Source organism: Halomonas sp. ATBC28 (genome assembly GCF_005937175.1).
GTDB lineage: Bacteria > Pseudomonadota > Gammaproteobacteria > Pseudomonadales > Halomonadaceae > Vreelandella > Vreelandella titanicae.
Map to the genome: position 1 here is coordinate 219,851 of NZ_VCQL01000002.1, position 26,366 is coordinate 246,216.

23 protein-coding genes are annotated in these 26,366 nt (G+C 55.2%); 7 read left to right on the forward strand and 16 right to left on the reverse strand.

Annotation, left to right across the window (positions count from 1 at the left end; all coding sequences use genetic code 11):
- Position 1 precedes the first annotated feature (1 nt).
- From E0L35_RS03050 to pobA, 3 genes are all read right to left on the reverse strand, one after another.
- Positions 2 to 823 (reverse strand): 3-keto-5-aminohexanoate cleavage protein, encoded by an 822-nt coding sequence (locus E0L35_RS03050; protein WP_138799555.1) that lies wholly within the window; start codon positions 821 to 823, stop codon positions 2 to 4.
- A gap of 111 nt (positions 824 to 934) precedes the next feature.
- Entirely contained in the window at positions 935 to 2,437 is a 1,503-nt protein-coding gene (locus E0L35_RS03055; protein WP_171051097.1) for a DASS family sodium-coupled anion symporter, read from the reverse strand.
- A 704-nt stretch (positions 2,438 to 3,141) separates the two neighbouring features.
- Entirely contained in the window at positions 3,142 to 4,326 is a 1,185-nt protein-coding gene (pobA, locus tag E0L35_RS03060) for a 4-hydroxybenzoate 3-monooxygenase (RefSeq protein WP_138799556.1), read from the reverse strand.
- A gap of 146 nt (positions 4,327 to 4,472) precedes the next feature.
- Between pobA and E0L35_RS03065 the strand changes: the two genes are divergently transcribed.
- On the forward strand, positions 4,473 to 5,375 hold the full coding sequence (locus E0L35_RS03065; protein ID WP_138799557.1) for a helix-turn-helix domain-containing protein: 903 nt from the start codon (positions 4,473 to 4,475) through the stop codon (positions 5,373 to 5,375).
- A gap of 27 nt (positions 5,376 to 5,402) precedes the next feature.
- Here the strand turns inward: E0L35_RS03065 and E0L35_RS03070 are convergent, their stop codons facing one another.
- Positions 5,403 to 5,609 carry a helix-turn-helix domain-containing protein gene (locus tag E0L35_RS03070; protein WP_212751651.1) on the reverse strand — a complete coding sequence of 69 codons (207 nt, stop codon included), beginning with the start codon at positions 5,607 to 5,609 and terminating at the stop codon, positions 5,403 to 5,405.
- Between the two features lie 7 nt (positions 5,610 to 5,616).
- A complete protein-coding gene (locus tag E0L35_RS03075; protein ID WP_171051098.1) occupies positions 5,617 to 6,297 on the reverse strand; it encodes a hypothetical protein in 681 nt (226 codons plus the stop codon).
- 266 nt (positions 6,298 to 6,563) lie between these two features.
- Between E0L35_RS03075 and E0L35_RS03080 the strand changes: the two genes are divergently transcribed.
- Positions 6,564 to 7,973 carry an aldehyde dehydrogenase family protein gene (locus tag E0L35_RS03080; protein ID WP_138799560.1) on the forward strand — a complete coding sequence of 470 codons (1,410 nt, stop codon included), beginning with the start codon at positions 6,564 to 6,566 and terminating at the stop codon, positions 7,971 to 7,973.
- Between the two features lie 28 nt (positions 7,974 to 8,001).
- Entirely contained in the window at positions 8,002 to 9,111 is a 1,110-nt protein-coding gene (locus tag E0L35_RS03085; RefSeq protein ID WP_138799561.1) for an NAD(P)-dependent alcohol dehydrogenase, read from the forward strand.
- 143 nt (positions 9,112 to 9,254) lie between these two features.
- Here E0L35_RS03085 and E0L35_RS03090 read toward each other — a convergent pair whose 3' ends face one another.
- From E0L35_RS03090 to E0L35_RS03130, 9 genes are all read right to left on the reverse strand, one after another.
- Positions 9,255 to 10,544, reverse strand: coding sequence for a TRAP transporter large permease (locus E0L35_RS03090; RefSeq protein WP_138799562.1), 1,290 nt, complete (start codon positions 10,542 to 10,544; stop codon positions 9,255 to 9,257).
- A complete protein-coding gene (locus E0L35_RS03095) occupies positions 10,534 to 11,061 on the reverse strand; it encodes a TRAP transporter small permease subunit (protein WP_138799563.1) in 528 nt (175 codons plus the stop codon). The genes E0L35_RS03090 and E0L35_RS03095 overlap by 11 nt, the downstream gene beginning before the upstream one ends.
- 12 nt (positions 11,062 to 11,073) lie before the next feature.
- A complete protein-coding gene (locus E0L35_RS03100; protein ID WP_138799564.1) occupies positions 11,074 to 12,099 on the reverse strand; it encodes a TRAP transporter substrate-binding protein in 1,026 nt (341 codons plus the stop codon).
- Between the two features lie 339 nt (positions 12,100 to 12,438).
- The gene (locus tag E0L35_RS03105; RefSeq protein ID WP_138799565.1) at positions 12,439 to 13,485 is read right to left on the reverse strand and encodes a TRAP transporter substrate-binding protein; all 1,047 of its coding nucleotides are present in this window, start codon (positions 13,483 to 13,485) and stop codon (positions 12,439 to 12,441) included.
- A gap of 56 nt (positions 13,486 to 13,541) precedes the next feature.
- Entirely contained in the window at positions 13,542 to 14,990 is a 1,449-nt protein-coding gene (locus tag E0L35_RS03110) for an aldehyde dehydrogenase (RefSeq protein WP_138799566.1), read from the reverse strand.
- Between the two features lie 51 nt (positions 14,991 to 15,041).
- Positions 15,042 to 15,872, reverse strand: a complete 831-nt coding sequence (locus tag E0L35_RS03115; RefSeq protein WP_138799567.1) for a p-hydroxycinnamoyl CoA hydratase/lyase — start codon at positions 15,870 to 15,872, stop codon at positions 15,042 to 15,044.
- A 163-nt stretch (positions 15,873 to 16,035) separates the two neighbouring features.
- Entirely contained in the window at positions 16,036 to 17,355 is a 1,320-nt protein-coding gene (locus E0L35_RS03120) for a TRAP transporter large permease (protein WP_133732201.1), read from the reverse strand.
- The gene (locus E0L35_RS03125) at positions 17,355 to 17,999 is read right to left on the reverse strand and encodes a TRAP transporter small permease (protein WP_138799568.1); all 645 of its coding nucleotides are present in this window, start codon (positions 17,997 to 17,999) and stop codon (positions 17,355 to 17,357) included. Before E0L35_RS03125 ends, E0L35_RS03120 begins: the two co-directional genes overlap by 1 nt.
- 153 nt (positions 18,000 to 18,152) lie before the next feature.
- A complete protein-coding gene (locus E0L35_RS03130; protein ID WP_138799569.1) occupies positions 18,153 to 18,656 on the reverse strand; it encodes a MarR family winged helix-turn-helix transcriptional regulator in 504 nt (167 codons plus the stop codon).
- A gap of 143 nt (positions 18,657 to 18,799) precedes the next feature.
- On the opposite strand from E0L35_RS03130, the gene E0L35_RS03135 reads away from it, so the two are divergent.
- Both E0L35_RS03135 and E0L35_RS03140 read left to right on the forward strand, forming a co-directional pair.
- Complete coding sequence (locus E0L35_RS03135) at positions 18,800 to 20,608, forward strand: feruloyl-CoA synthase (RefSeq protein ID WP_249362079.1); 1,809 nt, start codon at positions 18,800 to 18,802, stop codon at positions 20,606 to 20,608.
- Between the two features lie 91 nt (positions 20,609 to 20,699).
- Positions 20,700 to 21,935: a thiolase family protein gene (locus tag E0L35_RS03140; RefSeq protein ID WP_138799571.1), complete on the forward strand. Its 1,236-nt coding sequence runs from the start codon at positions 20,700 to 20,702 to the stop codon at positions 21,933 to 21,935.
- A gap of 161 nt (positions 21,936 to 22,096) precedes the next feature.
- Here E0L35_RS03140 and E0L35_RS03145 read toward each other — a convergent pair whose 3' ends face one another.
- Positions 22,097 to 23,290 (reverse strand): DcaP family trimeric outer membrane transporter, encoded by a 1,194-nt coding sequence (locus tag E0L35_RS03145; protein WP_138799572.1) that lies wholly within the window; start codon positions 23,288 to 23,290, stop codon positions 22,097 to 22,099.
- A 215-nt stretch (positions 23,291 to 23,505) separates the two neighbouring features.
- Positions 23,506 to 24,183 (reverse strand): GntR family transcriptional regulator, encoded by a 678-nt coding sequence (locus E0L35_RS03150; protein WP_138799573.1) that lies wholly within the window; start codon positions 24,181 to 24,183, stop codon positions 23,506 to 23,508.
- A gap of 141 nt (positions 24,184 to 24,324) precedes the next feature.
- On the opposite strand from E0L35_RS03150, the gene E0L35_RS03155 reads away from it, so the two are divergent.
- Both E0L35_RS03155 and E0L35_RS03160 read left to right on the forward strand, forming a co-directional pair.
- Positions 24,325 to 25,392, forward strand: a complete 1,068-nt coding sequence (locus E0L35_RS03155; RefSeq protein WP_249362080.1) for an aromatic ring-hydroxylating dioxygenase subunit alpha — start codon at positions 24,325 to 24,327, stop codon at positions 25,390 to 25,392.
- Entirely contained in the window at positions 25,389 to 26,357 is a 969-nt protein-coding gene (locus E0L35_RS03160; RefSeq protein ID WP_133732208.1) for a PDR/VanB family oxidoreductase, read from the forward strand. The genes E0L35_RS03155 and E0L35_RS03160 overlap by 4 nt, the downstream gene beginning before the upstream one ends.
- Positions 26,358 to 26,366: the final 9 nt, after the last annotated feature.

The following is a 26,366-nucleotide window of genomic DNA, read 5'->3' on the forward strand; positions in this document are numbered from 1 at the left end:
TTTATAACCCAAGCATCTCACGCGCCTGTTGCCAGGTAGCCACTGGTCGCTGGTACTTTTCGCATAGGGCGACGGTGCGCTCGACCAACGCCGCGTTGGAAGGCGCCAGCGTTTCGCTATCCAGGCGCACGTTATCTTCAAGCCCGGTACGGGTGTGGCCACCAGCGGCGATAGACCACTCATTAAGAAGGTATTGGCTGGCGCCAATACCTGCGCCGCACCACTGTGCATCCGGCGCCAGCCGCTTGAGCGTCTCGATATAGAAATCAAACGTTGGCTTGTCCGCTGGCATCGAATTCTTAACGCCCATGACAAACTGCACATAGAGCGGTGCTTTCAGCTTTCCCTGCTTGGAGAGTGCAACCGCCTGATGGATATGCGACAGATCAAACGCTTCGATTTCAGGCTTCACGTCGTACTTGAGCATCTCATCGGCAAGCCACTCCACCAACTGCGGCGGATTCTCGTAAACACGATTGGGAAAGTTATTGGAGCCCACCGAGAGGCTTGCCATATCGGGCTTCAGCGGCAGCATCCCGCCGCGTGCCTCGCCAGCGCCAGATCGCCCGCCGGTAGAGAGCTGAATAATCATGCCGGGGCAGTGCTTCTTGAGCCCTTCCATCAGCCGGCCAAACTTCTCCGGGTCAGAGGAAGGCGTTTGGTCATCGTTACGCACGTGGCAGTGAGCGATAGTAGCCCCCGCCTCGAAAGCCGCCTGAGTACTTTCAATCTGCTCTTCAACCGTGATGGGCACGGCAGGATTGTTCTCTTTGCGTGGCAGGCTGCCGGTAATGGCGACGCAAATTATGCAGGGTTGAGACATGGAAACCTCTTTGTTCTTATTACGAACACTAATTTTTATTGCGAACAAAATAGAATGGATATTTATCAACGTCAAATCGAAATCGCTGCCAGTGACGTTTGCAGGCCCGATTTAGAAAGAGACATCGAATACCAGAGGGACAATGGTGTAGAGCGCGACCATGATCACCAGTAAGCCGATAACGTTGAGCCAGATACCTGCACGGATCATGCTCTTAATCGGAAGATCACCCGTTGCAAAAGCCACGGCATTGGAAGGGGTCGCCACCGGCAACATAAAGGCGCAGCTCACGGCAAAGGTAACCACGATGGTCATCAGAAAAGGTTCGATACCCAGTCCCACGGCAATAGATCCCATAATCGGGAAGAAGGCAGCCGCCGTCGCCGTGTTGCTGGTGAGCTCGGTCAATAGGATGATCACGAGAGCAGTGATAGCTAAAATCACAATTGGCGGCAGTCCTGACAGTCCCGAGACGCTCTCGCCAACCCACGCACTCAAGCCAGTGGCGGTGAACTGGGCTGAGAGTGTTAGGCCACCGCCAAACAAAATCAGTACCCCCCAGGGCACGTCACGGGTAGCCGACCACTCCAGCAACGCCCCTTTTCCTTTAGAGGCAGGAATCACAAACATCAGAATCGCCGAGAGAATCGCCACACTAGTATCGTTGATGTTACCCAACCACGGCAGCGCACTCTGCACGACAGGAATTCTCGCGATTAACGGCAGGAATACCCAACAGAACACTGCTCCGGCAAAGACCATCAATACACGTGACTCTTCAGGCGACAGTCGGCCCATCCCCTTGAGCTCTGTCTCAATCATCGCCCGGCCACCCTGGATGTTCTCAACTTCCGAGCGGAACACCAGTTTGTTAAGCACAAACCAAGCCAGCATCAGCATGGTGAATGAGAACGGCACACCCACCAGCATCCAGTGGCCAAACCCGATGCTAAGCCCATGGGTGTCTTCCATATAGGCACGCATCAGCGCCATAGGTGGCTGGCCGATCAATGTGGCCATGGAGCCGATGGTGATGGCATAGGCAATGCCCAGTAGCACAGAGGCCGAAAACTTGGGCGTGTCATCACCGTTACCCAGTGACTTCACTAGCGCGATGATCGAGCCTCCAATTGGCACCATAATCACTGCGGTGGCGGTATTGCTCACCCACATGGTGATAAACCAGCTAGCGAACATCAAACCGAAGACGATTTGAGCAGGCTTAGTACCCACGGTGAGCACCGTCAGTAGCGCGAAGCGGCGGTGTAAATTCCAGCGTTGCGTTGCCAAGCCCAGCAGGACGCCCCCCAACACTAGAAAGACAATGCTGTGGGCATAGGGTGAGGCAGTCTCACCAACTGAGGCAATATCGAAAAAAGGGAACAGAACAAGCGGCAGCAGCGATGTAGCCGGAATGGGGATTGCCTCTGTCATCCACCAGGTGGCCATCAGCATAGCAATGCCCGCCACTAGACGAGCATTGAAGGCCAGCGTTTCAGGCAAAAGGAAGAAAACACCCAAGCCAATGACGATACCCATTACAAGTGAGATTGGCTTGAAAGCAGAGGCTTCAGCGTAGGGCGCTTGTTCAACGGCCCCTGTGGTATGCGACATGTTCGTTTTACCTGCATAGCAATAACGGTGCAGGTGAGTGTTACGTATGAAATGTTGTGCTACCAATACCTCTCAGGTTGATTTGTATACCTAACTGAGCAAATTGATATGACTACATAAAAATAAAAATAGGCAATTAAATCATATATTTAACTATAAAATAGCTGCCATTTTCGTGTCTAACTTATTCGTAACTACCACAAGGGATAGGAATATCTTGCTTAATTACACGTATAGTTTACGACTAATGGATGCTCTAATACTGGCGCCGTCATCAGCTACATATGAGGAGTACCTGAATAGATGTAGTTAGCGCCATCACGAGCAGTAAATGATTGCGCAGCTTTCTTGACACTGCGCTCGACCACTCAATGGTTACGCATTTTTTGCAGATTGCCAGCCGTTCCAGCGGCTGTTAGCTACCGTTGATTACAGCCAAAGCAATCCACCCGAATATCACTACTCCCCTGCACGCTGCTTTTGCTTGGTATCACACGCTTATTCGCAACGAGCTAAAGCTGGACGAAAACTCGCTAATGCTCTGCAGTATAGCGTTTGGGTACGAGGATTCTGTTATATCTGAGAACGCGTTGATGACCAAGCAAGAAAACGCCAATAACGTCACTACGCTTCATGGTGTTTAGGTATAAAAAAAGCCCAAGCGTTAGCTTGGGCAAAGAGGATAAATGGACAAAGGGTAGACGCTATTCCAACGGTTCGTAGGGCAGCCCCACATAGTTTTCCGCGATGGTGGTCAGCCCCGCTTTAGAGCTGGTCACGTAGTCCAATTCGGCTAACTGCATGCGGCTGTTAAAATCCTCTTGGTCAGAGAAGTTGTGCAGCATGGAGGTCATCCACCAGGAGAAGCGCTCCGCCTTCCAGATGCGCTTCAGGCAGGTTTGCGAATAGCGCTCGATCAAATCCGTGCGGCCTTCCTGGTAGACCTTCATCATTAGCCGATAGAGCGTATTCACATCGCTGGCGGCCAGATTAAGCCCTTTGGCACCGGTGGGCGGTACAATATGCGCTGCATCACCGACCAGGAACAGCCGCCCGTACTGCATGGGTTCGACCACGTAGCTGCGCAGCGGTGCGATGCTCTTCTCGATGGAAGGCCCGGTGACAAGCTTGGCGGCCACCTCGTCAGGCAGGCGGCGCTTGAGCTCTTCCCAAAAACGCTCGTCAGACCAATTTTCTACCTTTTCATCTAACGGCACTTGGAGGTAGTAGCGGCTGCGGGTAGCGGAGCGCATGCTGCAGAGGCTGAAGCCGCGCTCATGGCTTGCGTAAATCAGCTCATCGGAGACCGGCGGCGTATCCGAAAGCATACCCAACCAGCCAAACGGGTAAACCTTTTCGAACTCTTTTATGCGCTCTTGAGGGATCGCCTGACGAGAGACTCCATGGTAACCATCGCACCCGGCGATGTAGTCGCACTCAAGCCTGACCGTTTCACCGTTATGTTCAAAGGTGAGATAGGGGCTGTCACTCTCCAGGTCGTGAGGCTGGACGTTGTCTGCTTCATAAAGCGTGGTTGCGCCAGCGGCTTCGCGAGCCTCCATTAAATCCCGCGTTACCTCCGTTTGGCCGTAAACCATGACTTTACTGCCGCCGGTAAGTTCATCCAGTGCTACTCGCACGCGGCGGTTGTCGAAAACAAGCTCAAAACCGTCATGGGGTAAGCCCTCTTCATCCATACGCTGGTCAACACCCGCTTCGCGCAGCAAATCCACCATGCCCTGCTCAAGCACACCGGCGCGGATACGGCTCAATACATACTCACCGCTGCGCCGCTCAACAATCACATTATCAATGCCTTGGCGATGGAGTAGCTGCCCCAGCAGTAGGCCAGAAGGGCCAGCACCAATAATCGCGACCTGTGTCTTCATAGGGGATGCCTCATCGTTGTCATTATCAAAAACTTATGACTTGTATTTTTCAATGAAACACGCCGCATAATAAGGCATGATCTAGATCAATTATTGGACATTTAACGTGTTATTACTCAACCTTAGTCGTATAGGAGATGTAGGTGATGCCAGCCTCGTCGGCAACGTCCGTTCCGGTATTTAAGCTCTATGGCGAGACGCAGCATTGGCCCACGCCAGACTTGCTTCACTGCGAATCCATCCCTGAGCGCAGCCAGCTACATGACTGGCGTATACGCCCGCATCGCCATGCCGACCTGGTGCATATTCTGTTTATTGCGCAAGGTAGCGTTGAGTTAGAGCTGGAGGGAACGAGCCATCAGCTGCAGAGCGCCAGCGCGATCGTGGTGCCCGCGATGACTATTCACGGCTTTATCTTTTCACCGGATGTGGAAGGTCACATTATTACCCTGGCCAAACCGCTGGCCGACCACTTACATACACTAATGGGTGAGAACAGTACGCTAAAAAAAGCCGACTTCTACCCGCTGCTACAGGCCAACCGGGCTGAGCGAATTGCCACCCTGGTCGCTCAGATCGACCAGGAGTACCGCCAACCGGCCCCCGGCCGGAACAGCCTGCTCGAAGCACTTATTCAAGCCTTGGTGGTCGAGCTATCGCGCCTAGTGGCGTATACCGGCAGCACGGCAAAGCGCTACGGCCCCCGCCAGAGTGACAAAGGACGGCAGCATTTAGAGCGCTATCAAGCGCTGATCGAAGCGCACTATCGCGAGCAGCCGAGTATTGAACAGTTAGCCGAGCAGATTGGGGTGAGTAGTGCGCACTTGAATATGCTCTGCCGCCAACTCGCCGGACATAGCGCCCTGCAGTTGCTGCATGAACGTTTGCTGCTGGAGGCCAAGCGCCAGCTCACCTATACCAATATGACCATTGGCCAAGTCTCTGACAACTTAGGCTTCTCTGAACCGGCTTACTTCACGCGTTTTTTTAAGCGCAATACCACGCTTTCACCACGGGATTTTCGCTTGCGGCAGCAGGCCCCACGATAAACGCCAGGCTCCTTGACTGCTCCGCCGCTAACCCAACTGTTTTCCGCGTGCCCGAAGATCGCCAGGTGATACCCCATAGCGCTTGCGGAACACCCTAGCAAAATGCGCACCATCAGAAAAACCGTGCTCCAGAGCGATATGAGTGATGCTGCGCCTTTGAGGAGTGGCGTCTAACAGTGCCAAGTAGCACTGCTCCAAGCGTAATTCACGGATGAATGCTGCGGGTGGTGTCATACGGTAACTAACGCCGGAACTCATCGTAAAGCCCTCGCACCGACATATTCAGGGCATAGGCCAGATCTTCAGGAGCCAGCAGCGTATCGGCAAGGCGCTCAAGCACCACACGTCGTGCTTTGGTAAGCCGTTCACTGGGCATGGGTGCGTTATAAAGCTGCTCCCTTTGGTAGCGCCAGAAAGACCCGAACACCAGCTCCAAGGCGGCGTCTTCCACGTGGCCCATCGATGGGTCACTGCCCCACCTCAGCTGAACGCGCAGTGCGGCTAGCGCAGCATGAGCAGCGGCATCTACAGGGATGGCAAGCCCTTCACAACGTTCGGCCAACCGTCGCCATTCAGGCATATCGGCAAGATCGACTTTCAGCATCAGGGCTCGATAATCCCCGTGGGTATGCAGCTGATAGGGGCTCGATAGCCGATAAATAGTCATCTTGCCAGGGGCTAACCGGATGGTTTGGCCGCCCTGTGTCATCAGCGCTCCACCGCGTAATTGCCAAACCAGCTTAAAGATATGATCGCCATCGGTCTGCGCCGCTAGCCGTGGTGTGCGAGCAACGCGCACCGGCGAGCTGGCGATGTATACCAGTCGACTTTGCAGCAAGTCCTGCCCTCGCAGCCTGGCGAAAAACGTGGACGTTAATGGTGCGACCTCAAGGGGCAGCAACTGCCTTTCGTTTGCTTGCACGAAAGACTCCAGACTGGTGGTGCTTAACGAGAATGGCGGCGCTCTATCGGGGAATGCTGCCCCTCTTGAGGTAAGGGCATTCATGTCAGGGTGACTCCGATTTTGTTGTTTCTATTATTGATAGGACTTCACGATTATTTAGCTTGATCCAGGTGCTTATGCTTGGCAACCCACCGTTGCAGAAATCGTCAAGTAATCTGCAGGGATGCACAAGACCAAGCACGCGATGCGGCATTGAATGGGGTAGCCGCAACAGGAGAAGCATCATGCAAAATAATCATAAATTTCACGCCCTCATTAATGGTGAGCTGGTCTCTGGCACTCAGCAGATGCCCGTCATCAATCCCAGTAATGAAGAGACCCTGACCTACTGCCCCCAGGCCACGCCTGAAGACGTCGAGCGTGCCATTGGCGCGGCAAGAAAGGCGTGGCCAGCCTGGCGGGACGCGCCCATGGAACAACGCCGCCAGACGTTACACGCCATCGCCGACTGCATTGAGGAAAATGCCGAGGAGCTGCAGCGGTGGATAACCCTGGAACAGGGTAAGCCTCTGGCAGGCGCCGCGGTCGAAACCAGTCAGGCTCCGGCCATCTTGCGCTATTTCGCTGAAATGGATCTTTCACCCCGCACGCTGCAAGACGACGAGCGCCAGCGCGCTGAACTCCACCGACGCCCCCTAGGCGTTGTGGCCGCTATCGTGCCCTGGAATTTTCCGCTCGTGATGGCCTGCTACAAACTGGGGCCAGCGCTGATTGCGGGCAACACCTGCCTTATCAAGCCAAGCCCCACCACACCGCTGGCGACCCTGCGCCTGGGTGAACTGATTGCCGACCTGGTACCGCCAGGCGTGGTCAACATACTCCCGGACGGTGGTGATGTTGGCCCCTTGCTCACCGGCCATACCGGCATCAATAAGGTGTCCTTCACGGGTTCCACGGCCACCGGCCGGGCAGTCATGCGTTCTGCAGCCGATAGCTTGCAGCGCCTCACCCTGGAGCTGGGTGGCAACGACGCCGCCATCGTGCTGGACGATGTGGACGTCGACGCCGTGGCACCACAGCTGTTCGCGCTGGCCTTCGTCAACTCCGGCCAGGTGTGCATGTCGATTAAGCGCCTCTATATTCAGTCTGGCATCTACGACCGCATGTGCGACGCCCTCGCCGAGCTGGCCCGCGACGCCAAGCTAGGCGAAGGATTAGACCCAGAGACTCAGTATGGCCCCGTGCAGAACCGTAAACAGTTCGAGGCCGTGCAAAAGCTACTGGAGCAGGCCCCCCAGCACGGCCGCGTTATTGCTGGAGGCAATACCTACGGCCCAGGCTACTTCGTCGAACCCACCTTGATTCGCGATATCGAGGAAGGTAACCCGCTGGTGGATGAAGAGATTTTTGGCCCGGTACGCTCACTGCTGCGTTTTGATGATATCGATGAGGCCATAGCGCGAGCCAATAACTCACCTTATGGCCTGGGCGGTTCGGTATGGACGCAAGACCTCACGCTGGGCAAACAGATCGCCTGTCGGTTGGAATCAGGCAGCGCCTGGGTCAACCAGCACTTCGCCATGGCGCCGCACATTCCTTTCGGCGGCCATAAGCAGTCCGGCATCGGGGTGGAGTTCGCCGAGGCAGGACTTCACGAATACACCGCGATTCAGTCGGTGGTGATCGCTAAGTAACTCACTTGAACCTAACCGGGAGCATGCCATGAATATCATTGCCGCCGTTGCCCGCTCGCCTCGGGCACCATTTTCTATCGAAACGCTACAGCTTGAAGCGCCCCGTGCGGGCGAAATCCTGGTGCGTGTGGTCGCCACCGGCATTTGTCACACTGATATCGCCATGCGCGACCAGCAGCTACCTACACCTCAACCCGTGGTACTCGGCCATGAAGGCGCCGGTATTGTTGAATCGGTTGGGGCCGGAGTGACCAAAGTGGGAGTCGGTGACCCTGTGGTCATGACCTTCAACTCCTGCGGGCACTGCCCCAGTTGCTCGGGTGGCCAGGCCAGCTACTGTCATGATTTTTTCCCACGGAATTTCTTTGGCACCCGTGCCGATGGCTCCAGCGGCCTATCGAAAGACGCCGAGCCGGTTCACGCCAATATCTTCGGCCAGTCCTCCTTCGCCAGCCACGCCCTCTGCCATGAACGCAATATCGTCCAGGTGCCCACTTCAGCGCCACTGGAACTGCTCGGCCCCCTGGCCTGCGGTGTGCAAACCGGTGCTGGTGCAGTGCTGAACTCGCTTGCTGTGGCACCGGGCGATTCACTGCTGGTGTTTGGCACCGGCTCCGTGGGGCTTTCCGCGATCATGGCGGGGGGGGTCGCCGGTGCGACCACCATCATTGCGGTCGACCTCCATGAACAGCGGCTGGCACTGGCAAAAGAGCTTGGCGCTAGTCATGCCATTCCCGCCAACGCAGACGACCTGATGACTCAGATCTTCGACGCTACGGGCGGCATCGGCGTTGATCATGCGCTCGATACCACGGGCCTGCCCACCGTCATTCAAACAGCAGTGGATGCACTGGCGCCGCGTGGCACATGCGGGATTGTTGGCGCCTCCGACCCCACGACCACGGTGGAACTGAATCTGACCCATATGATGTCAGCGGGGCGTAGCCTGCGGGGCATTGTGGAAGGCGACTCGCTGCCCGATATCTTTATACCGGCGCTGATTCGGCTGTATGAGCAGGGCCGCTTTCCCTTTGATCGGCTGGTGACCTTCTACGATTTTGATCAGATCAACCAGGCGATCGACGATGCCGAGCATGGCCGGGCAATAAAACCCATCGTGCGTCATCCTATCCACTAAAACGCGCATCGTTGGTTATTTTATTCCCTCGCCTGTCGTCGACTATTTTCTCCTCAAAACCTGCTCAGCCCGGCCTTGCGCCGGGCGGCTTCCTCTCTCAACAGCGGTAATGACGATATTGTACGTCGCTTATTTCAATTTACTTAAAGTAAAAAGAAGGTCGAGAGCACCGGGAAAAGAATCAAAAGCGTCAGGCGCAGCAAGTCAGACACTACAAAGGGTGTAACCCCTTTAAATATCTCCCCCAGCCCCACGTGCGGCGCCATCGCTTTAATCACAAACACGTTCATCCCCACCGGCGGGGTCATCAGTCCCAGCTCAACGGTCAGTACGGTCAAAATACCGAACCATACCGGGTCGATACCCATTGCCTGAATAATCGGATAAACCACCGGTACGGTGATTACCAGCATGGCGATGGAGTCCATAAACATTCCCAGCACAAAGTAGAGCGCCAGAATGCACAGCACCACGACGATAGGGGTTAGATCCATGCCGTAGAGCAGGTCAGTGATAGAGAACGAAATGCGCGACACCGAGATGAAGTAACCCAGCGTTTCAGCCCCCACCAGCATAAAGAAAACCACCGCGGACAGCGCCAACGTCTCTTGTACGCTATGCCATAGCTGCGCACCGCGCATGCCTTTCGCAAGGGCATAAAGCAGCGTGGCGAACGCCCCGACGCTAGCGCCCTCCGTCGGTGTAAAGGCACCAAAATAGATACCTAAAATCATCACCAGGAAAACGCCAAAGAAGGGCACTAAGCCGGTCAGCGATAGCAGCTTCTCTTTCCAAGCAGTGGGTTCACCCGCTACCGCCAGGGAGGGGCGCAGATACATGACTACCGTAATGGTCAGTGAATACATCACCAGCCCCAGCAGACCGGGAATCAGCCCCGCCATGAACATATCGCCAACGGACTGTTCGGTAAGAATGGCGTAAATAAGCAGCGCGATACTGGGCGGAATCATAATGCCCAGCGTGCCGCCTGCAGCCAGCGCGCCAGTTGCTAAACCACGGTTATAGCCATAGCGCTCCATCTCCGGCAACGCTACCCGGGTCATGGTGCTCGCCGTGGCTAACGAAGAGCCGGAGATAGCGGAGAAGATGCCGCAAGAGCCCACGGCTGCAATCGCCAGGCCGCCCTTCCAGCCACCGCAAATAATACGTGTTGAATCAAACAGCTTACCGGCCATCCCCGAATGAGCAGCCAGCACGCCCATCAAGATAAACATAGGCACGGCGCTGAAACTGTAGTTAGAGAGTACTTCCACCGGTACGGTTTTTAACTGCGCTACAGCCGCATCCCAACTAATGATTTGCGCAAACCCCAATACCCCCACAATTAGCATGGTTAAGGCGACCGGTACGCGCAGAATCATCAATACCAATAAAAGCCCTAGCCCAATGGCACCAATCGCTTCACTCCCCATGAGTTGCCTCCTCACCCACTGCATAAATAACGCCGAGCAAGGCGTGAATAAAGCTACGTATCCCCAGTAGCAAGCTGAGCACTGCTGCCAACTGGTAAATCGGCCCCAAGGGTAGCCGCAGGTCTTGGGTTATTTCGCCGTGCCGACTGGCCGCTGCGGCCGAATCCAGCAAACCCACAAACAGAATCAGCCCCAGCGCCATAAAGCCGAGGAAAAAGAGCCCCTGCAGGCGATTTTTTATCGCTTGCGGCAAGCCGTGGGAGAACGCCTCTACCACCACTTGGCTTTTCTCCACATTAGCCGCCATGGCCGCTAGTAGCGCAAACAGCATCAAATAGCTAACCAGCTCTACACTGCCAGAAACGCGCAGTGCAATCGCACCTTCCGTTATACGCGATAGATAACGCGTACTTACATCAGCGATGGTAACTGCCAGCAACCCAATCAGTGCGATGCCAGCCACCAAGCGACAAATGAGGGCCAGCCAGTGGCTGGCCCTATAGAGAGTAGACTTCATATAACCTTACCCCTATTGGGTACCACACGACTCACTGGCTGCCAGGGCTGCTTGATATACATCTCGGGCCTGGTCCAGACCGCGCTCTTCCAGCTGCGTTAGGTAGTTTTCAATACCGGTTTCGAGCGGTTCTTGCCAATCAGGATGCGCTAACGGATTTTCGATTTCGCGAATGGTATGGCCTGCATCAGCAGCTTCTTGTTTGCCTTCTACATCAAGCCGATCAAACACCGCACCGGCGTTTTCAGCCCACTTCATGCCTGAGTTATTATCGATTACCGCTTGTTGCTCTGGCGTCAGGCTGTCATAGGCGCGCTGGTTCATGGTGGCGACGAAGATCAGCGTATAAAAGGGCACTTCGGTGTGATAACTCACTAGCTCGTTGATGCGGAAGCCTTTGAGGCCTTCCCAGGGAAAGCTCAAACCTTCAATAACACCACGCTGCATGGAGGTGTAGATATCGGGAGCTGGCATGCCCACGGGAATCGCGCCCATATTTTCCAGCATCTCGCCCGCTACAGCGGTGGGACGGCGAATGCGCAGCCCTTCCAGGTCGGCAGGGGTTTGCACATCGGTGTCGATGGTGTGGATGCCACCGGGGCCCGTGGTAAACATAAACAGCGGGCGGGTGTCTTCGTATTCGCTATCCAAATGGCCGTCGTCATAGAGCGTTTGCAGTACGCAAGCACCTTGCGTTGCCGTGCTCGCTACCCCAGGTAGTTCAACGATCTGTGAGAGGGGGAAGCGACCGGCAGTATAGCCCTGGGCGGTGGCACCAATATCGGCTATACCGTTGGCAGCAGCTTCATAAATGGAGTCCGGTTTGGCTAGGGTACCGGCGGGAAACATTTGAATGGTTAGATCGCCATTGGATTCTTCCGCAATGGTATCGGCCCATGCCTGCAAAACATCTTCATTAACGCCTGAAGGGCCAGGCCAAAAGTGGGCCATCCGCAGGGTGGTCTCTGCCTGGGCAGAGCTAACGGCCAGGCCAGTAATTGCCGCTGCCAAAATGCATCGGGATAGGGACATTTTCATAGGAGCCTCCAGGACTTTCTTGGATTATTGTAAGTTCGCATAGCGAATACTAGTTCGCTTTAAGCAACCACATTAGTCCACTATGAGGCGTAGGGCTAATCGACATTCGTCTATGTTTAAGCACCGCAGCGAGCCTTTATACCCGCACGATCAAAGGCAATCAGTGTTCCAGCCTGCTTACCTGTCCCAAAAAGCAAAATAGCATCGAAAAATTGGACTTTTCCAATATCACTTCACGACCATAGTCGAATTACCACGAGATTAGTCATCCACCGATGCATCAATAAAAAGCCGCCTTCGTTAGTACGAAGACGGCTTACTGACAAGAGCAAAGACTGACTACATTGTCTGCTCGGTATATTTCTCTACCAATCGAGTCGCCTCATCATAGAGCAGTTGACCATCAAAGCCTCGCTTACCCATGTCGTCAATCCATTGAGCCGTGGCCGTCTCAGCTGCTGCCTGCCAGGGTGCCAGTGAGTCTTGAGCGATGTAGAACATTTCACCTTCACCACTCGCTTCAATGGCTTCAATCGCCTTCTCTTCCGCTTGATCCATGACCTGACCGATACGCTGCGCCTCTTCAAGCCCGGCATTATCGTCAATCACCTGTTTCAGTTCCGGCGAGAGTGCATCATAGCTAGCTTGGTTTAAGCCCAGAACCATCATCGCCGTATACAAACCTTGTTCACCCTCGAAAAAGGTGTGGTTCTGGGCGATATCCAGCACGCCCAATGCCGCAGCGCTCTCAAAGGGCAGTGTCAGGCCATCGATCACCCCCCGCGAGATGGCTTCCGGAATTTGCGGCATTGGCATGCCCACCGCTTGCGCGCCAAGCAGCCCCAGATAGCGGTTCATGGTCTTCGAAGGCGCACGAAGGGCCAGGCCATCGAGATCATCAACACTTTCAATAGATACGCCTCTGGTATGGAGCTTGCCCGGTGTATGGGCAAATACGGCGATAGGGTAGACGCCCTCAAAGGCAGCCTGCATATGCGTTGTCGCAAACTCATGGGCTGCCATGCTGGTGGCTTCCCCCGTTGTGGGCAGGAAGGGTTGGTCGAAGGCCTCGGACTCCGGGAATCGATTAGGCGTATAGCTGAGCAATGTCCAGGCAATATCCACTACCCCATCCTTGGCTTGATCATAGAGGGAGGGCGCCGACCCACCCAACTGCATGGCAGGGAATATTTCTACCTTGATAGCCCCCTCGGACTGCTCTTCGATACGCTTAGCCCAAGGCTCCAGATACTCGGTCTGCACTGGCGTGGCAGGGGCAGCAAAGTGGTGCAGGCGCAGGGTCACCGTGTCTTGGGCGTAGCCACTACCGCTGAAGAGTATGCCGCTTAACAACGCGAGGCTGGCGAGTGTGGGTTTTATTGTCATTGTAATGTACTCCTTATTTACTTCGCTTTCTTGTAAGACATAAGTTCCTGGCTTATCTAAATAGGGTAATGGCGCGGGCCAAGCTGCAGAGTCATCCAGCGCAGGTCGGTGAACTCCTCAATCCCGGCCTTACCGCCAAAGCGTCCATAGCCGCTCGATTTAACGCCGCCAAAGGGCATCTGCGGCTCATCGTGGACGGTAGGCGCATTGATATGGCAAATACCCGACTCAATGCGTTGGGCAAACTGCATCGCCCGGGCGGTGTCGCGGCTGAAAACGGCGGCAGAAAGGCCATATTCACTATCGTTCGCCACGCGCAGGGCTTCCTCCTCATCCTTGACACGCATCAGCGCCACCACCGGGCCAAACGACTCTTCGCCATAGAGGCGCATCGCCTTGGTAACCCCATCGACCACGGTAGGCTGCATAATGACGCCTTCGGCCTTACCGCCACAGGCTAAACGAGCGCCATGCCGTTGGGCGTCGTCAAGCAGGGTATTGAGCTTCTCACCCGATTCGCGGTTGATCAGCGTACCCAGCGCGTTACCTTCCCCCCGAGGATCGCCCGCGCGCAGCGTTTGTGCTTTGCGAGCCAGTTTTTCGACGAAGGCATCAGCGACCGCATCCACCACAATCAGCCGCTCAGTGGACATACAGATCTGCCCCTGATTGAAGAAGGCGCCAAAGGCAGCGGCCTCCACGGCGGCATCCAGGTCGGCATCTTCCAGTACCACGAACGGCGCCTTGCCACCCAGTTCCAGCAGGACCGGCTTGAGATGGCGCGCCGCCTTTTCGGCAATGATCCGCCCCACCTCGGTCGAGCCGGTGAAATTGATACGCCGCACGGCTTGATGCTCGATCAGCGCATCGACGACCTCGGCGGCCTGCGGGGGCGCATTGGTCACCACGTTAACGATGCCATCGCCCAGGCCCGCCTCGATCAGCACCTCCCCAATCAGGTGGTGGGTTCCGGGGCACTGTTCAGAAGCCTTGAGTACCACCGTATTGCCGCACGCCAGCGGTGTGGCGATGGCACGGGTGCCAAGAATAATCGGTGCGTTCCAGGGCGCAATGCCCACCACCACACCGCAGGGCACGCGCACGCCCATCGCTAAGTTATCGGGTACGTTAGAAGGGATGACCTCACCACCCACTTGCGTGGTCAGCGACGCGGCCTCGCGTAGAATGCTGGCGGCGACCATCACGTTAAAACCTGCCCAGCCTGGCGTAGCGCCAGTTTCATCCACCATGCGTTCGATAAAATCGGCTTGGCGCGCCTCCATGGCCTCTGCGGCCTTAAGCAGCTTGGCGCGCTTCTCGCCGGGCCCCGTTCCTGACCAGGCAGGAAATGCTTTCGCGGCTGCTTCTGCTGCCCGAGCAGCATCGGCGGCAGAGGCCGCCGCAGCCTGGGTGACGACGCTACCAGTCAGCGGATTGGCCCGAGTAAAGTTCGCGCTTTGTTCAGCAGCACACTGCTCTCCACCAATTAACAGTTTCAGATCCATGACGACCTCTCGTTTAAAGGATTATCGATTGTTGTTGTTCAGATCCCGTACTTATCGATGGTAGCTCTCTAGACCCGGTTTGATGCTCTTGTCATCAAGGAACTGCTTCAGCCCTTGCTCACGCCCCTGTTCAGGATCAAGCTGCTGCGCCTGGTCGAGCTTGGCGTAGAGATACTCCTCGTTCTGCTCCCAGGTCAGTTCGCGGCACATTTTGAAGCCCGTCTTGGCAGCACGCATCACAACGGGGTTCTTATCACGCAACGTAGCGGCCAGCTCGCGGGTGGCTTCGCGTAATTCAGTCAATGGCACGCTTCTGTTAACCAGACCCATTTTGGCCGCCTGGGGGCCGGTAAATGTTTCCCCGGTCATGATGTAGTAGAGCGCTTCACGGTGACCCACGGTGTCGGCCATGGCTTTGCTAACCAGATTGCCTGGAGGAATACCCCAGTTGATTTCGGAAAGGCCGAATACCGACTCGTCGGCGGCAATCGCCAAATCGCAGGCAACCAGCGGCGAGAAGGCGCCGCCAAAGCACCAGCCATTAACCATGGCAATGGTGGGCTTGGCGTAGTGGCGCAGTAACTTCCACTGCCAGGTAGAGGCGTCGCGGCGCACCTTGACCTGAACGATCTCGGGGCTGGCGTCGATCTCGCGGAAGTACTCTTTAAGATCCATACCGGCTGAAAAGGATTCACCCTCGCCGGTCAACACCAGTACTTGGGCCTCTTGATCCAGCTCGATGGTCTCCAGCACATCGATCATTTCACGGTTGAGCGTCGGACTCATGGCGTTGCGCTTTTCAGGGCGATTCAACGTCACCCAGGCAATGCCCTCTTCGACGTTTACTTTCACGGTTTGCCAGCGATCTTGGTAGTTACTCATCTCTTACTCCTCAGGTTTTATCAAACGACTTACAACGTTACTTATCAAAAACGACTGTTTAACAATCTGTTCAGCGCTGAACTTTTCGCTTAGCTATCTCCTCGCCATCACGATGGGCGTTAACCTTCGCTGGCTCGCGTCATGGGACATGTGACCACCTTGATCAATTGATTAAGTAGACGAAGCCAAGCGAGATGGCGGGGAAGAGCACCAGCAAAATAATGCGAATAAGATCGGCCGCTAAAAAAGGCAGGATGCCTTTAAAGGTTTCCGTTAAAGGAATGCGTGGCGCCATGGAGTGGATAATGAAAATGTTCAGCCCCACCGGCGGCGTGATCATGCCAACCTCGACGACCACCAGCGCTAAAATACCGAACCATATCGCCACATCCGTTGCGGGCATGCCGAAGTCCATCCCGGTGACGATGGGCAGAAAGATAGGCACGGTGAGCAGGATCATCGAGAGGCTGTCCATAAAGCAGCCAAGCACCAAATAACAGAACAGAATGCCGGCCAGAACCACCCAGGGGCTGATCTCGAGCCCCACTATCCAACCGGCGGTCATTTGCGGAAGCTGGGTCAGGGCAAGGAAGCTATTGAAGACACTGGCGCCAAGGACAATGAAGAAAATCATTGCCGAGGTCACCGCGGTCTCAAGTACACAGTCGCGCAGGCCGTTCCAACGCAGTCCGCCTCTTGTTATTGCCAGGGCACCGGTGGAGACCGCACCGACGGCTGCGGCTTCGGTCGGCGTAAAGATACCGGTATAGATGCCTCCAATCACCACGATAAAGATCGCTGCTCCTGGCCAAACCTCCAGCAGTGAGCGCCAACGCTCGCTCCGGGATGCTTTCGCTTTACTCGGCGCACTGTCAGGGAAAAAGCGCACGTAAAGCGAGATGGCCAGCATATAGCTGAACACCGCTAACAAACCCGGCACCAGGGCGGCGGCAAACATTTCATTAATGTTTTGCTCGGCCAGAATTGCGTAGATAACCAACACCACAGAAGGGGGAATCAAAATGCCCAGGGTGCCGCCAGCGGCCAGTGCGCCGGTCGCCAGGCTGCCGCGATACCCTTGACGCTCCATTTCGGGCAGCGCCACTTTGGTCATGGTGGCGGCGGTAGCCAGCGAAGAGCCACAGATGGCCCCAAAAGCGCCGCAAGCGCCTATGGTAGACATCGCCAGCCCACCGCGGCGGTGACCCAGCCAGTCGTTGGCTGCCTGAAACATGGCTCGGGAGAGACCGGCTCTCGCCGCAAACTGTCCCATAAGCAGGAAAAGCGGAATGATGGATAGCGTATGGCTGGAAAAGTGTTCGTAAGGGAGCGTCTTTAAGCCATTTAAAATGCCCATCGGGCCAGTGATCAGCATCATACCTACGGCACCGACAACTAGCATGGCCAGGCCAATAGGAATACGCGTAGCCATCATGAATAGCAGTACCACAAAGCCGCTAGCGCCCAAAGTGAGTGGTGTCATCACAGGTCTCCCTGGGCGGAGCTTTCTTGATCCGAACCGTCTTGAGCCGAACTGCTATGAGTCGCGCTATTTTGATTAGAACCGGGCTGTGGCGGGTCGTAAGTAAACGCATCGCAGGTGCGATAGAGACACACCAGCGTCAACAGCGCGAACCCCACAAGGCCGCCGACATACCCCCACCAGAGCGGTATATCCAGCAGCATGCTGGTTTCCATATAGCGTCGTTTATCGAGCAAGCCATGATAGAGGCGCCAGGTCATTAACCCTGCCACCACCAAAAAAAGCGTTTCTGCGACAACAGCGAGCAGGCGTTGAATCATGGGCGGCGCATGCATGACCAGTAGATCCACCGTGACATGCCCACCGCGAAGATGGCAGTAAGGTAAAAACAGAAAAACGGCAATGGCAGTACCCATTTCCACCAGCTCGTAATCGCCAGTGATGGGGCCCACCCATTCCAATATAGGCAGTTCACTTAAGATTGGCGCACTGGCTAGCCACCGGCCAAGAATACTAACGACGGTGATGATCGCGAGTGCTGCGACCAGCAAGCCGCCGCTTATCGCGGCAACCCTACAGGGTGTCTCAAGGCTACGGCGCATCAATGCAGTGCCGATTGTCGGTACCGTCGCTAAGCTGCTCATCGCTTCGTCTCTTGTTTTTGGAGTTCGCTGTATGGCTGAAACACACCTTGCGCTATACACCGCGAGACCGTCACAACCAAACTAGTTACTTAATATAAGTAATTGTCTTTGAGAGAGCATGCAAGCGTTGCCGACAAAAATACGCCTAAAGTTTTATTCCTCGATGGTATCCGCTGCGTATATTTTCACTAAAAGAGACAGCAATTGGCGCCGCTCAATTTCACTAAGTGCTTGAGTTGCATTGATATCACTCTGTTCAGCCAGTTCTTTTAGCTGTTCGGTTAAGGCTTCCCCTTTTTTGCTAAGAAAAATCCCGTGGGAGCGCCGATCTCGCTTACATCGCACCCGCAGAGCAAGCCCTCTTTCCTCAAGATTATTAATTAGGCTAACGATTCTGGGCGGATCAATGTCCAGTATTTTGGCTAAATTGGTTTGGGTGATACCGGGATAGCCTTCAATCACCACGAGCGAAGAGAACTGGGCAGGGCGTATTTCATACTCCTGCATGGCCTCATTAAAATGTTTAAAAACGGAGAGTTGAGCCCTTCTCAAGGCGTACCCAAGGCGATTTTCAAGCACCAGGCCGGCGACAGAAGTCGGCTCTTTTTCTTCGGGCTCAACTTGCTGAACAGACTTGCTTTTTTTAGATGTGGTCATGCGTCAATTCCCATCTTATTTAAATAATTACAACCAAGGTCTTAAATCAGCATCCTAGCCAATCATCTAGTTAACAACTATAACTATATTCGCCAAGATGACAGCACACAACAAATCCAATATTTTTCGCTATGGAGCTATTCATGTCACTCCCCCCTCCGCTTACCAAGCCACCCCTCCACGAGTACCGACTACACGGGGGCGATGTTCCCAGCTATCCCAGCAGCATGACCCAGCGCCTAACCCATTGGGCAAGTGAAACACCACTGAGCCCCTTTTTGGCTGAGCGAGAAGAGGGTCGACACAGGTGGCGAACGCTAACCTTCGGTGAAGCAATGCCACAAGTGATTCGTCTGGCACAAGCACTGATTGATCATGGCCTGTCGACGGAGCGGCCGCTGATGGTGCTGTCGGGAAACAGCATCGAACATGCTCTGCTTGCCTGTGCCGCCATGCATGTGGGCATTCCCTACGTGCCGGTGTCGCCCTCTTACGCGCTGCTGTCTGAGGATTTCGTTAAGCTTAGGCATGTGGTGGAGCTGGTAACCCCAGGAATGCTATTTGTCGATGAAGAGACGCGCTTTGGCAAGGCACTGGCAGCCGTTTGCGATAATAACGTCACCTGTGTGGCCAAGGTACCAGCTCAGCGGGCCCTGGCATTTGACTCACTGGCAGCGACGCCGGCAAGCGCCGAGGTTGACGATGCCCACGCCCGTGTAACGCCTGACAGTATCGCTAAACTACTGTTTACCTCAGGGTCAACGGGCATGCCGAAAGCGGTGATTAACACCCATCGCATGCTATGCAGCAACCAAGCCATGCTGGCGAAACGGCTGAGCTTTCTAGAACGGCGCACCCCGGTGTTAGTCGACTGGCTCCCCTGGCACCACACTTTCGGCGGCAATACGATTTTGGGGATGGCAATGCATAACGGAGGCTCGTTATACATTGATGACGGTAACCCCACCGCCCAGGGGGTTCAGCGAACCGTCGAGAATCTGCGCGAAGTATCGCCGACGTTTTACTGCAATGTTCCCAAAGGGTTTGAAGCACTAGTCGAGCACTTGCGTAACGATGACACCCTGCGTGAAGCCTTTTTCCGTGACCTGGAAATGCTGCACTTCGGGGGGGCCGTACTGCCCGCCCATGTGCGCACCGCCTTAGAGAGCCTAGGCAAACAGACGCGCGGGGCTCCCGTTCCCATGTTGACGGGGCTGGGCTCTACCGAAGCATGCCTGGCATTTTGCACCGAAGAGCCCAGCGAGACACCGGGGTTGATCGGGCAGCCCGTACCTGGCATGGCGCTGAAACTGGTAGCGACGGATGATAAGTGGGAGGCGCGCCTCAAGGGCCTCAACATCACGCCAGGCTACTGGCGCGACACCCAGCGAACCAGCGAAGCGTTTGACTACGAAGGCTACTACTGTACCGGAGATGCCATGCGCCTTCTTGACCCAGACCACCCCGAACGGGGGCTAATCTTTGACGGCCGGCTAAGCGAGAATTTCAAACTGGTGACCGGCACCTGGGTCAATGTGGGCACCCTGCGCCTAAACCTTGTCGAGCACTTTGCCCCGCTGGTACAAGACATCGTGGTGGTCGGCGAAGGGCGTGACTACCTGACGGGCATCGTCGTGCTGAACCTTCCCGCCTGTGAGCAGAAGCTTGGCTCAGCGGATAGCTCCCTTGAGGCTCTGGCCACCGACGCCAGCCTGCACCAGTGGTTCGCACAGCGCCTGGCAACCCACTGCCGCGGCCAGTCAAGCTCCATGCGTTTAGAGCGCCTATTACTGCTCAATCAACCGCTTTCCGTTGACCGCGGTGAACTGACCGACAAGGGCTCGGTGAATCAGCGCCTAGTTCGCGAGCGCTACTCGGATCTCGTGGCCTGTCTCTACGCTGAGCCCCCCCACGATCCACGCATTATCCTGCCCAACAGCCCAGCGTCTTAACTACCGGCACTTTTAACATCAGGGCGTCAGCCGCCACCAGAGCGCACGGGCAGCTATACGCCGCCCGCTACGCTATTTTGGGAGAATAACTATGACACGCGGGCACTACACGGCATTTGAGGATACCCATTTAGTTGCCGCTGTACGCACACCGTTCACCGACCTGAACGGTGTACTGGGGGCGATCTCCCCCACGGATCTGGGCATCAGGGTCGCCAAGGCAGTACTAGACATGAGCGGTACACCACCGGCAAGCGTTGATTCGGTGATCGCTGGGTCGGTGGCACAGGCAAGTTTCGACGCCTATTTACTCCCCCGCCATATTGGATTGTATGCAGGCGTCCCTCAGGAGGTGCCTGCGCTACACACACAGCGTGTTTGCGGCACCGGTTTTGAGCTGTTGAAACAAGCTGCGGAACAGATTGCACTCGGGCAGGCCAAGTGCGTGCTGTGCGTCGGCACGGAATCCATGACCCGCAACCCAATTGCAGCCTACACGCACAGAGGTGGCTTCAAACTGGGTCCACAGGTGGCCTTCAAAGACTTCCTGTGGGAAGCGCTAATGGATCCGGCACCCAATGTATCGATGATTCAGACCGCCGACACACTGGCGCAGCGCTATGCCATCACTCGTGAGCAGGTAGACGCCTATGCCGAGCGCAGCTTCTCCCGGGGGGTCGAAGCCCAAGCGCAAGGGATTCTCTCCGCGGATATCATTGCTGTTGAAAACGAAACCTTCTCCCTCCCCGGTTATAGTGATAGGCGCATTCGCCTACCTCGTAAAATTACCCGGGTAGACCAAGACACACATATTCGGCCTTCGCCTCGGAAGGTATTGAACCAATTGCCGCCGGTATACGACGGCGGCGTACAAACGGCTGGTAACAGCGCCGCCGTGGTCGACGGCGCAGCAGCGGCGCTGGTGATGGCAGGGACTCACGCGGCCAGGTCATCTCTCGCACGCCTATGCGCCACGGCCGTGGTTGGCGTAGCCCCCGAGATCATGGGTATTGGACCGGCACCCGCCATTCGGCTACTGCTGGAACGTAGCGGCCTCACTCTCAATGATATCGACCGCTTCGAAATCAACGAGGCTCAGGGCGCGCAGGTGCTCGCAGTTGCACGTGAGCTGGATCTCGACCCAACCAAGCTCAACGTTCATGGCGGAGCTATCGCCATTGGGCACCCACTGGCTGCAACGGGCTTGCGGCTAACAATGTCCTTGGCCCGACAAATCAAGCGTGATGGCTTGCGCTATGGCATAGCGGCCGCTTGCATTGGCGGCGGTCAAGGCATGGCCATTCTGCTTGAGCACTCAGCCGAATAAACCGCTCGTTCACCTCTTTAATCTACGCCCTTCTATGTACGCTTGAGCCCCCCCCTTTTTTCCATACGTGACCAAAAAAGGCTGGCAAATCGCCAGCCTAAAACGTCATCGAAACAGCGGTAAATCACTTACACAGCCACCTAACGAGAACGCGTAGAGCGCTAGAATTGGAAGGTGGCACTCGCCTGAAGGCGACTAGCATCATTGGAGACCCCATTCACCTGCTCGATATCCGCATGCTGGTACTCAAGACCTACCGTCATGCGCTCGGTAACATCCCAAATCACATTGGCAAACCCATAGTTGAGCGTTTCGAAATGATCGCCATAGCCTGCGGGTAGGTCTTGCTCAAGACGCGAAACGCCCACTGAACTGAACCAGCTATCCGTCCAGTAGTGATTCAGTGAGAGACCAAATGCCTGGGTTTCAATCGTTTCAAGATTGTTACCCTTCACATAGACGTCAGGTGCGTTACGGTGACCTACATTGCCAGGGTTACCCATATAGTTACCGATACCTTCACCGTAGGTGGCACTGCCTCGCAAGCTGGTTGACGCATTAAAGGGCAAATTAAACTGTGCCTGCACCCCATAGCCAGTGACTTCGTCATCAATGGTATTGGTGATGTTATTGGTCGAAAGCTGGCGTGCTATCCCCGATAGCGCAAATAAACGCTTATATTCGTAGCGCAGCGTCAAATCTGGCAGCTGACTCTCCCCATCGGCTACTGAAGCATCATTGCGGGCTATAACCGTAGTGGGGTTTTCCAATGCAACCGAGAAACTCCCTTCCCCAATAGGCTGCGTATAGCGCAACTGAGCCTGCCGCTCGAAGGCGTAGCCCTTAGGATCCCCTAGTGCCAGGGTGCGTGTTCCGCCCACGAAGCTCATAAAATTTGACCACGTTTGCCCGGCGAGAAAACCATTCAGTTCGCCATACGCATGGCGTAGCCCGAACTTACCATCGGGAACAAAATGCCCTTCGAAGTAAGTCGATAAACGCCCATAGTCAGTGGCGGTGTGGGTGCGGAAATTCAGGCGGGACTCATAGGCCGTAAAGCTGGTTCGACCATCGGTTCTATTACCGGGGTTCATAACGGCGTAAGGATTAGTTGATGTCCCCAGGTCGTAGTCGAAGTCGTAAAACGCATCGAGTTTAACGTACCCCCCAAAGGCAATATCTGTTTTGGTGCCTGGAATATTAATCGTTGATCGATGATTCCAGGGTGGGCCTACACGGCTGGGCTCTCCGGTAACGATAGGCTGCCCGGCTTCTACAACATCAAATGCATGGGCCTGAGAAGCAAGCGCACAGGGAGCGAGAAGAACACACGCGACAAAGTGGTTAATTTTCATTGTTTGTCTCTGCTTTTGGTCGTAGTGGCTAGTTGTAATTGTTCTCAATGCGAACTCTGATCCGCACTACGTACCAAAGCTGCAAAAAAACCTACATCTGTCAATTACAATGGAGGATATACATCCTTCTGATAACACAAACTACTGAATATAAAAGATTTTATTAAGTTAATACTTTGGTTTAATTACACTCTATAACTAAATTATCGGTATTTTTATTCAGAATCTGCCAGCAGCTCAGGGTACCGTAGCCCGATCAGCGCATGTTCGCGCATCAGCATTTCGGCTCTGGCTCCCTCCCCCCTCTTAAGTGACTGAAATATAAGCTCATGATGGAACTGAGCTAACTGCAATTTTTTAAATTCACGCTCTAAGTCATCACCATCAATAATGATTGAGTCGGCGGCAGCAAAAGGCAGGTGATTATTCCTGGCAATGGCATCCGCCACGACACCGCTGCCAATAGAGTCAATAATAATGCCGTGAAAATGTGCATTAAGCTCACTCCATTGATTAATATCTGATTCCAAAAGGTAGCCTTTGTCGATTAGCGCCTTTCCTTTTTGGATCCAAAATTTCAATTCCTTATCAACACTCGGCGGCAGGCCCTGCTCAGCAAGCCGTCGAGCAGCCAGCCCCTCCAATACCCCGCGAACCTCAACCGCGCAGTGCACATCCACCTGGGTAAACTCACGCACCATAAACCCACGCTTGCCTGCCTGCTGCAGCAGCCCCTCCTGCTCTAAAGTTCGAAATGCAAGCCTTACCGGCGTTCTCGAAACACCCAGCTGCTCCGCAACCGCAACCTCCCCAAGGCGCTCGCCAGGAGAGTACTTCCCCTCGCTGATCAATTTACGCAGCCGGCTGACGACACTTTTATCGTTGTTACTCATTTAATTTTTCTCTCATATCAACACTGTTTAGCTATTTATTGGCGAACTCTACGAAAGTATAGGTTGACTGCAAAAACCTTCCTAGCCTTTACTTTGGATCCAATAAGCATAATTACAACACTAAACCATAAGGAGTTAACCGTGACTCAACAAACCCCCTTTCCAATGAACACTTGGTACGTCGCCTGCACCCCTGATGAGCTTACCGAAAAGCCACTCGGGCGAACTATTTGCAATAAGCAACTAGTTTTCTTCCGCGGCGATGAAGGTCGCGTAGCCGCCGTGGAGGATTTCTGCCCCCACCGTGGCGCGCCACTCTCCCTGGGCTTTGTCCGTGATGGCAAGCTGGTTTGCGGCTACCACGGCCTTGAAATGAACTGCAGCGGCAAATGCGACAGCATGCCCGGCCAGCGGGTTCGCGGCTTCCCAAGCAATCGTGCCTATCCTGTTGAAGAACGCCACGGCTTTATCTGGATCTGGCCCGGCGACCCCGATAAAGCTGACGCCGATCTGATCCCCGAGCTGCACTGGGCCAACAACCCCGACTGGGCTTATGGCGGCGGCCTCTACCATATTCAGTGTGAATATCGCCTGATGATCGACAACCTCATGGACCTTACCCATGAGACCTATGTGCACGCCTCCAGCATTGGCCAGCCAGAGATAGAGGAAGCCGCACCGGAAACAACGGTTAACGGCGATGAGGTGGTCACTAGCCGCGAGATGGAGAATATCCCCGCGCCGCCTTTCTGGCAGGCCGCCCTTAGGGGTAACGGGCTTGCCGACGACGTACTCGTTGATCGCTGGCAGATTTGCCGCTTTACCCCGCCCAGCCATGTGTTAATTGAAGTCGGCGTGGCCCACGCGGGCAATGGCGGGGCCAACGCACCGGCCAATGTAAAAGCCTCAAGTATCGTAGTCGACTTTATCACCCCAGAATCAGACACCTCTATCTGGTACTTCTGGGGAATGGCCCGCAACTTCAAGCCGGAAGATCAGGCGCTCACCGACAAGATCCGCGAGGGCCAGGGCAAGATCTTCGAAGAGGATCTTGAGATGCTCGAGGCACAGCAGCGTAACCTACTTCGCTATGCCGACCGCCAACTGCTGAAACTCAATATTGACGGCGGGGGCGTACAAGCGCGCCGCATTATTGATCGCATCTTAAAAGAGGAGCAGGCCGAGCAACCCCAGGAGGCAACGGCATGAGCCACCCCTCTCTATCGCTTATTGTCGAGGTAAAAGCTCGCCATGAGGAGGCGCTTGGCATTGCTACCTTTGAGCTTGCCGACCCGCATGGTCGACCGCTGCCCCCCTTTAGCGCTGGCGCCCACATTGACGTGCAGGTGAAAGAGGGGGTAATCCGGCAATACTCGCTGTGCAACCACTCTGAAGAGCGGGATCGCTACTTGATCGGCGTATTGCGTGATGAGGCCTCCAGAGGAGGCTCCGTCGCCATGCATGATGAAGTTCAAGAGGGTGACCTCTTACTCATTAGCGCCCCTAAAAATCACTTCCCGCTCAAGCCAGCTAAACGAACTTATCTGCTGGCGGGCGGAATTGGCATTACGCCATTGCTTTGCATGGCAGAGCGTTTAGCGCGCACCGAGGCAGACTTCGAGCTGCACTACTGCGCGCGCTCTGCCGAGCGAATGGCCTTTCGCGATCGTATCAAGACATCAAGTTTTGCCAAGAGAGCGCACTTCTATCTGGACGACGACACCGCGGCCCCAGCCCTCGACCTGGAAAAACTGCTTAATGAGCCAGAGGCTGATGCCCAGGTCTACGTCTGCGGCCCTAGCGGATTTATTAACGCCGTCATATCCACAGGTAAACAGTGTGGCTGGCCAGCCGACCAACTGCATACCGAGTACTTTGCAGGCGCGGAAACAACCAGCGAAGACGACGGCAGTTTCGAGGTGCGTATCGCCAGCAGCGGCGCCGCCTTTACCGTGCCCGCCGACAAAACGGTCTACCAAGTGCTGGCCGAAAATGGCATCGACATCATGGTGTCCTGTGAGCAAGGCGTCTGCGGCACCTGCCTAACCCGTGTACTTGAAGGCGAACCCGACCACCGGGATTTATACCTGGATGACGATGAGCACGCGGCCAACGACCAGTTCACGCCCTGCTGCTCCAGAGCCAAGAGCAAAACCCTTGTGTTGGATCTTTAAGCCAGCATA

Bases quoted from the DNA above. Each gene is read 5' to 3' on its own strand.
- pobA (WP_138799556.1), bottom strand. From the start codon at position 4,326: ATGAAGACACAGGTCGCGATTATTGGTGCTGGCCCTTCTGGCCTACTG.
- E0L35_RS03080 (WP_138799560.1), top strand. From the start codon at position 6,564: ATGCAAAATAATCATAAATTTCACGCCCTCATTAATGGTGAGCTGGTC.
- E0L35_RS03135 (WP_249362079.1), top strand. From the start codon at position 18,800: ATGTCACTCCCCCCTCCGCTTACCAAGCCACCCCTCCACGAGTACCGA.
- E0L35_RS03055 (WP_171051097.1), bottom strand. From the start codon at position 2,437: ATGTCGCATACCACAGGGGCCGTTGAACAAGCGCCCTACGCTGAAGCC.
- E0L35_RS03085 (WP_138799561.1), top strand. From the start codon at position 8,002: ATGAATATCATTGCCGCCGTTGCCCGCTCGCCTCGGGCACCATTTTCT.
- E0L35_RS03090 (WP_138799562.1), bottom strand. From the start codon at position 10,544: ATGGGGAGTGAAGCGATTGGTGCCATTGGGCTAGGGCTTTTATTGGTA.
- E0L35_RS03145 (WP_138799572.1), bottom strand. From the start codon at position 23,290: ATGAAAATTAACCACTTTGTCGCGTGTGTTCTTCTCGCTCCCTGTGCG.
- E0L35_RS03160 (WP_133732208.1), top strand. From the start codon at position 25,389: ATGAGCCACCCCTCTCTATCGCTTATTGTCGAGGTAAAAGCTCGCCAT.
- E0L35_RS03130 (WP_138799569.1), bottom strand. From the start codon at position 18,656: ATGACCACATCTAAAAAAAGCAAGTCTGTTCAGCAAGTTGAGCCCGAA.
- E0L35_RS03050 (WP_138799555.1), bottom strand. From the start codon at position 823: ATGTCTCAACCCTGCATAATTTGCGTCGCCATTACCGGCAGCCTGCCA.
- E0L35_RS03115 (WP_138799567.1), bottom strand. From the start codon at position 15,872: ATGAGTAACTACCAAGATCGCTGGCAAACCGTGAAAGTAAACGTCGAA.
- E0L35_RS03110 (WP_138799566.1), bottom strand. From the start codon at position 14,990: ATGGATCTGAAACTGTTAATTGGTGGAGAGCAGTGTGCTGCTGAACAA.
- E0L35_RS03070 (WP_212751651.1), bottom strand. From the start codon at position 5,609: ATGACACCACCCGCAGCATTCATCCGTGAATTACGCTTGGAGCAGTGC.
- E0L35_RS03125 (WP_138799568.1), bottom strand. From the start codon at position 17,999: ATGAGCAGCTTAGCGACGGTACCGACAATCGGCACTGCATTGATGCGC.
- E0L35_RS03120 (WP_133732201.1), bottom strand. From the start codon at position 17,355: ATGACACCACTCACTTTGGGCGCTAGCGGCTTTGTGGTACTGCTATTC.
- E0L35_RS03105 (WP_138799565.1), bottom strand. From the start codon at position 13,485: ATGACAATAAAACCCACACTCGCCAGCCTCGCGTTGTTAAGCGGCATA.
- E0L35_RS03150 (WP_138799573.1), bottom strand. From the start codon at position 24,183: ATGAGTAACAACGATAAAAGTGTCGTCAGCCGGCTGCGTAAATTGATC.
- E0L35_RS03065 (WP_138799557.1), top strand. From the start codon at position 4,473: ATGCCAGCCTCGTCGGCAACGTCCGTTCCGGTATTTAAGCTCTATGGC.
- E0L35_RS03100 (WP_138799564.1), bottom strand. From the start codon at position 12,099: ATGAAAATGTCCCTATCCCGATGCATTTTGGCAGCGGCAATTACTGGC.
- E0L35_RS03140 (WP_138799571.1), top strand. From the start codon at position 20,700: ATGACACGCGGGCACTACACGGCATTTGAGGATACCCATTTAGTTGCC.
- E0L35_RS03095 (WP_138799563.1), bottom strand. From the start codon at position 11,061: ATGAAGTCTACTCTCTATAGGGCCAGCCACTGGCTGGCCCTCATTTGT.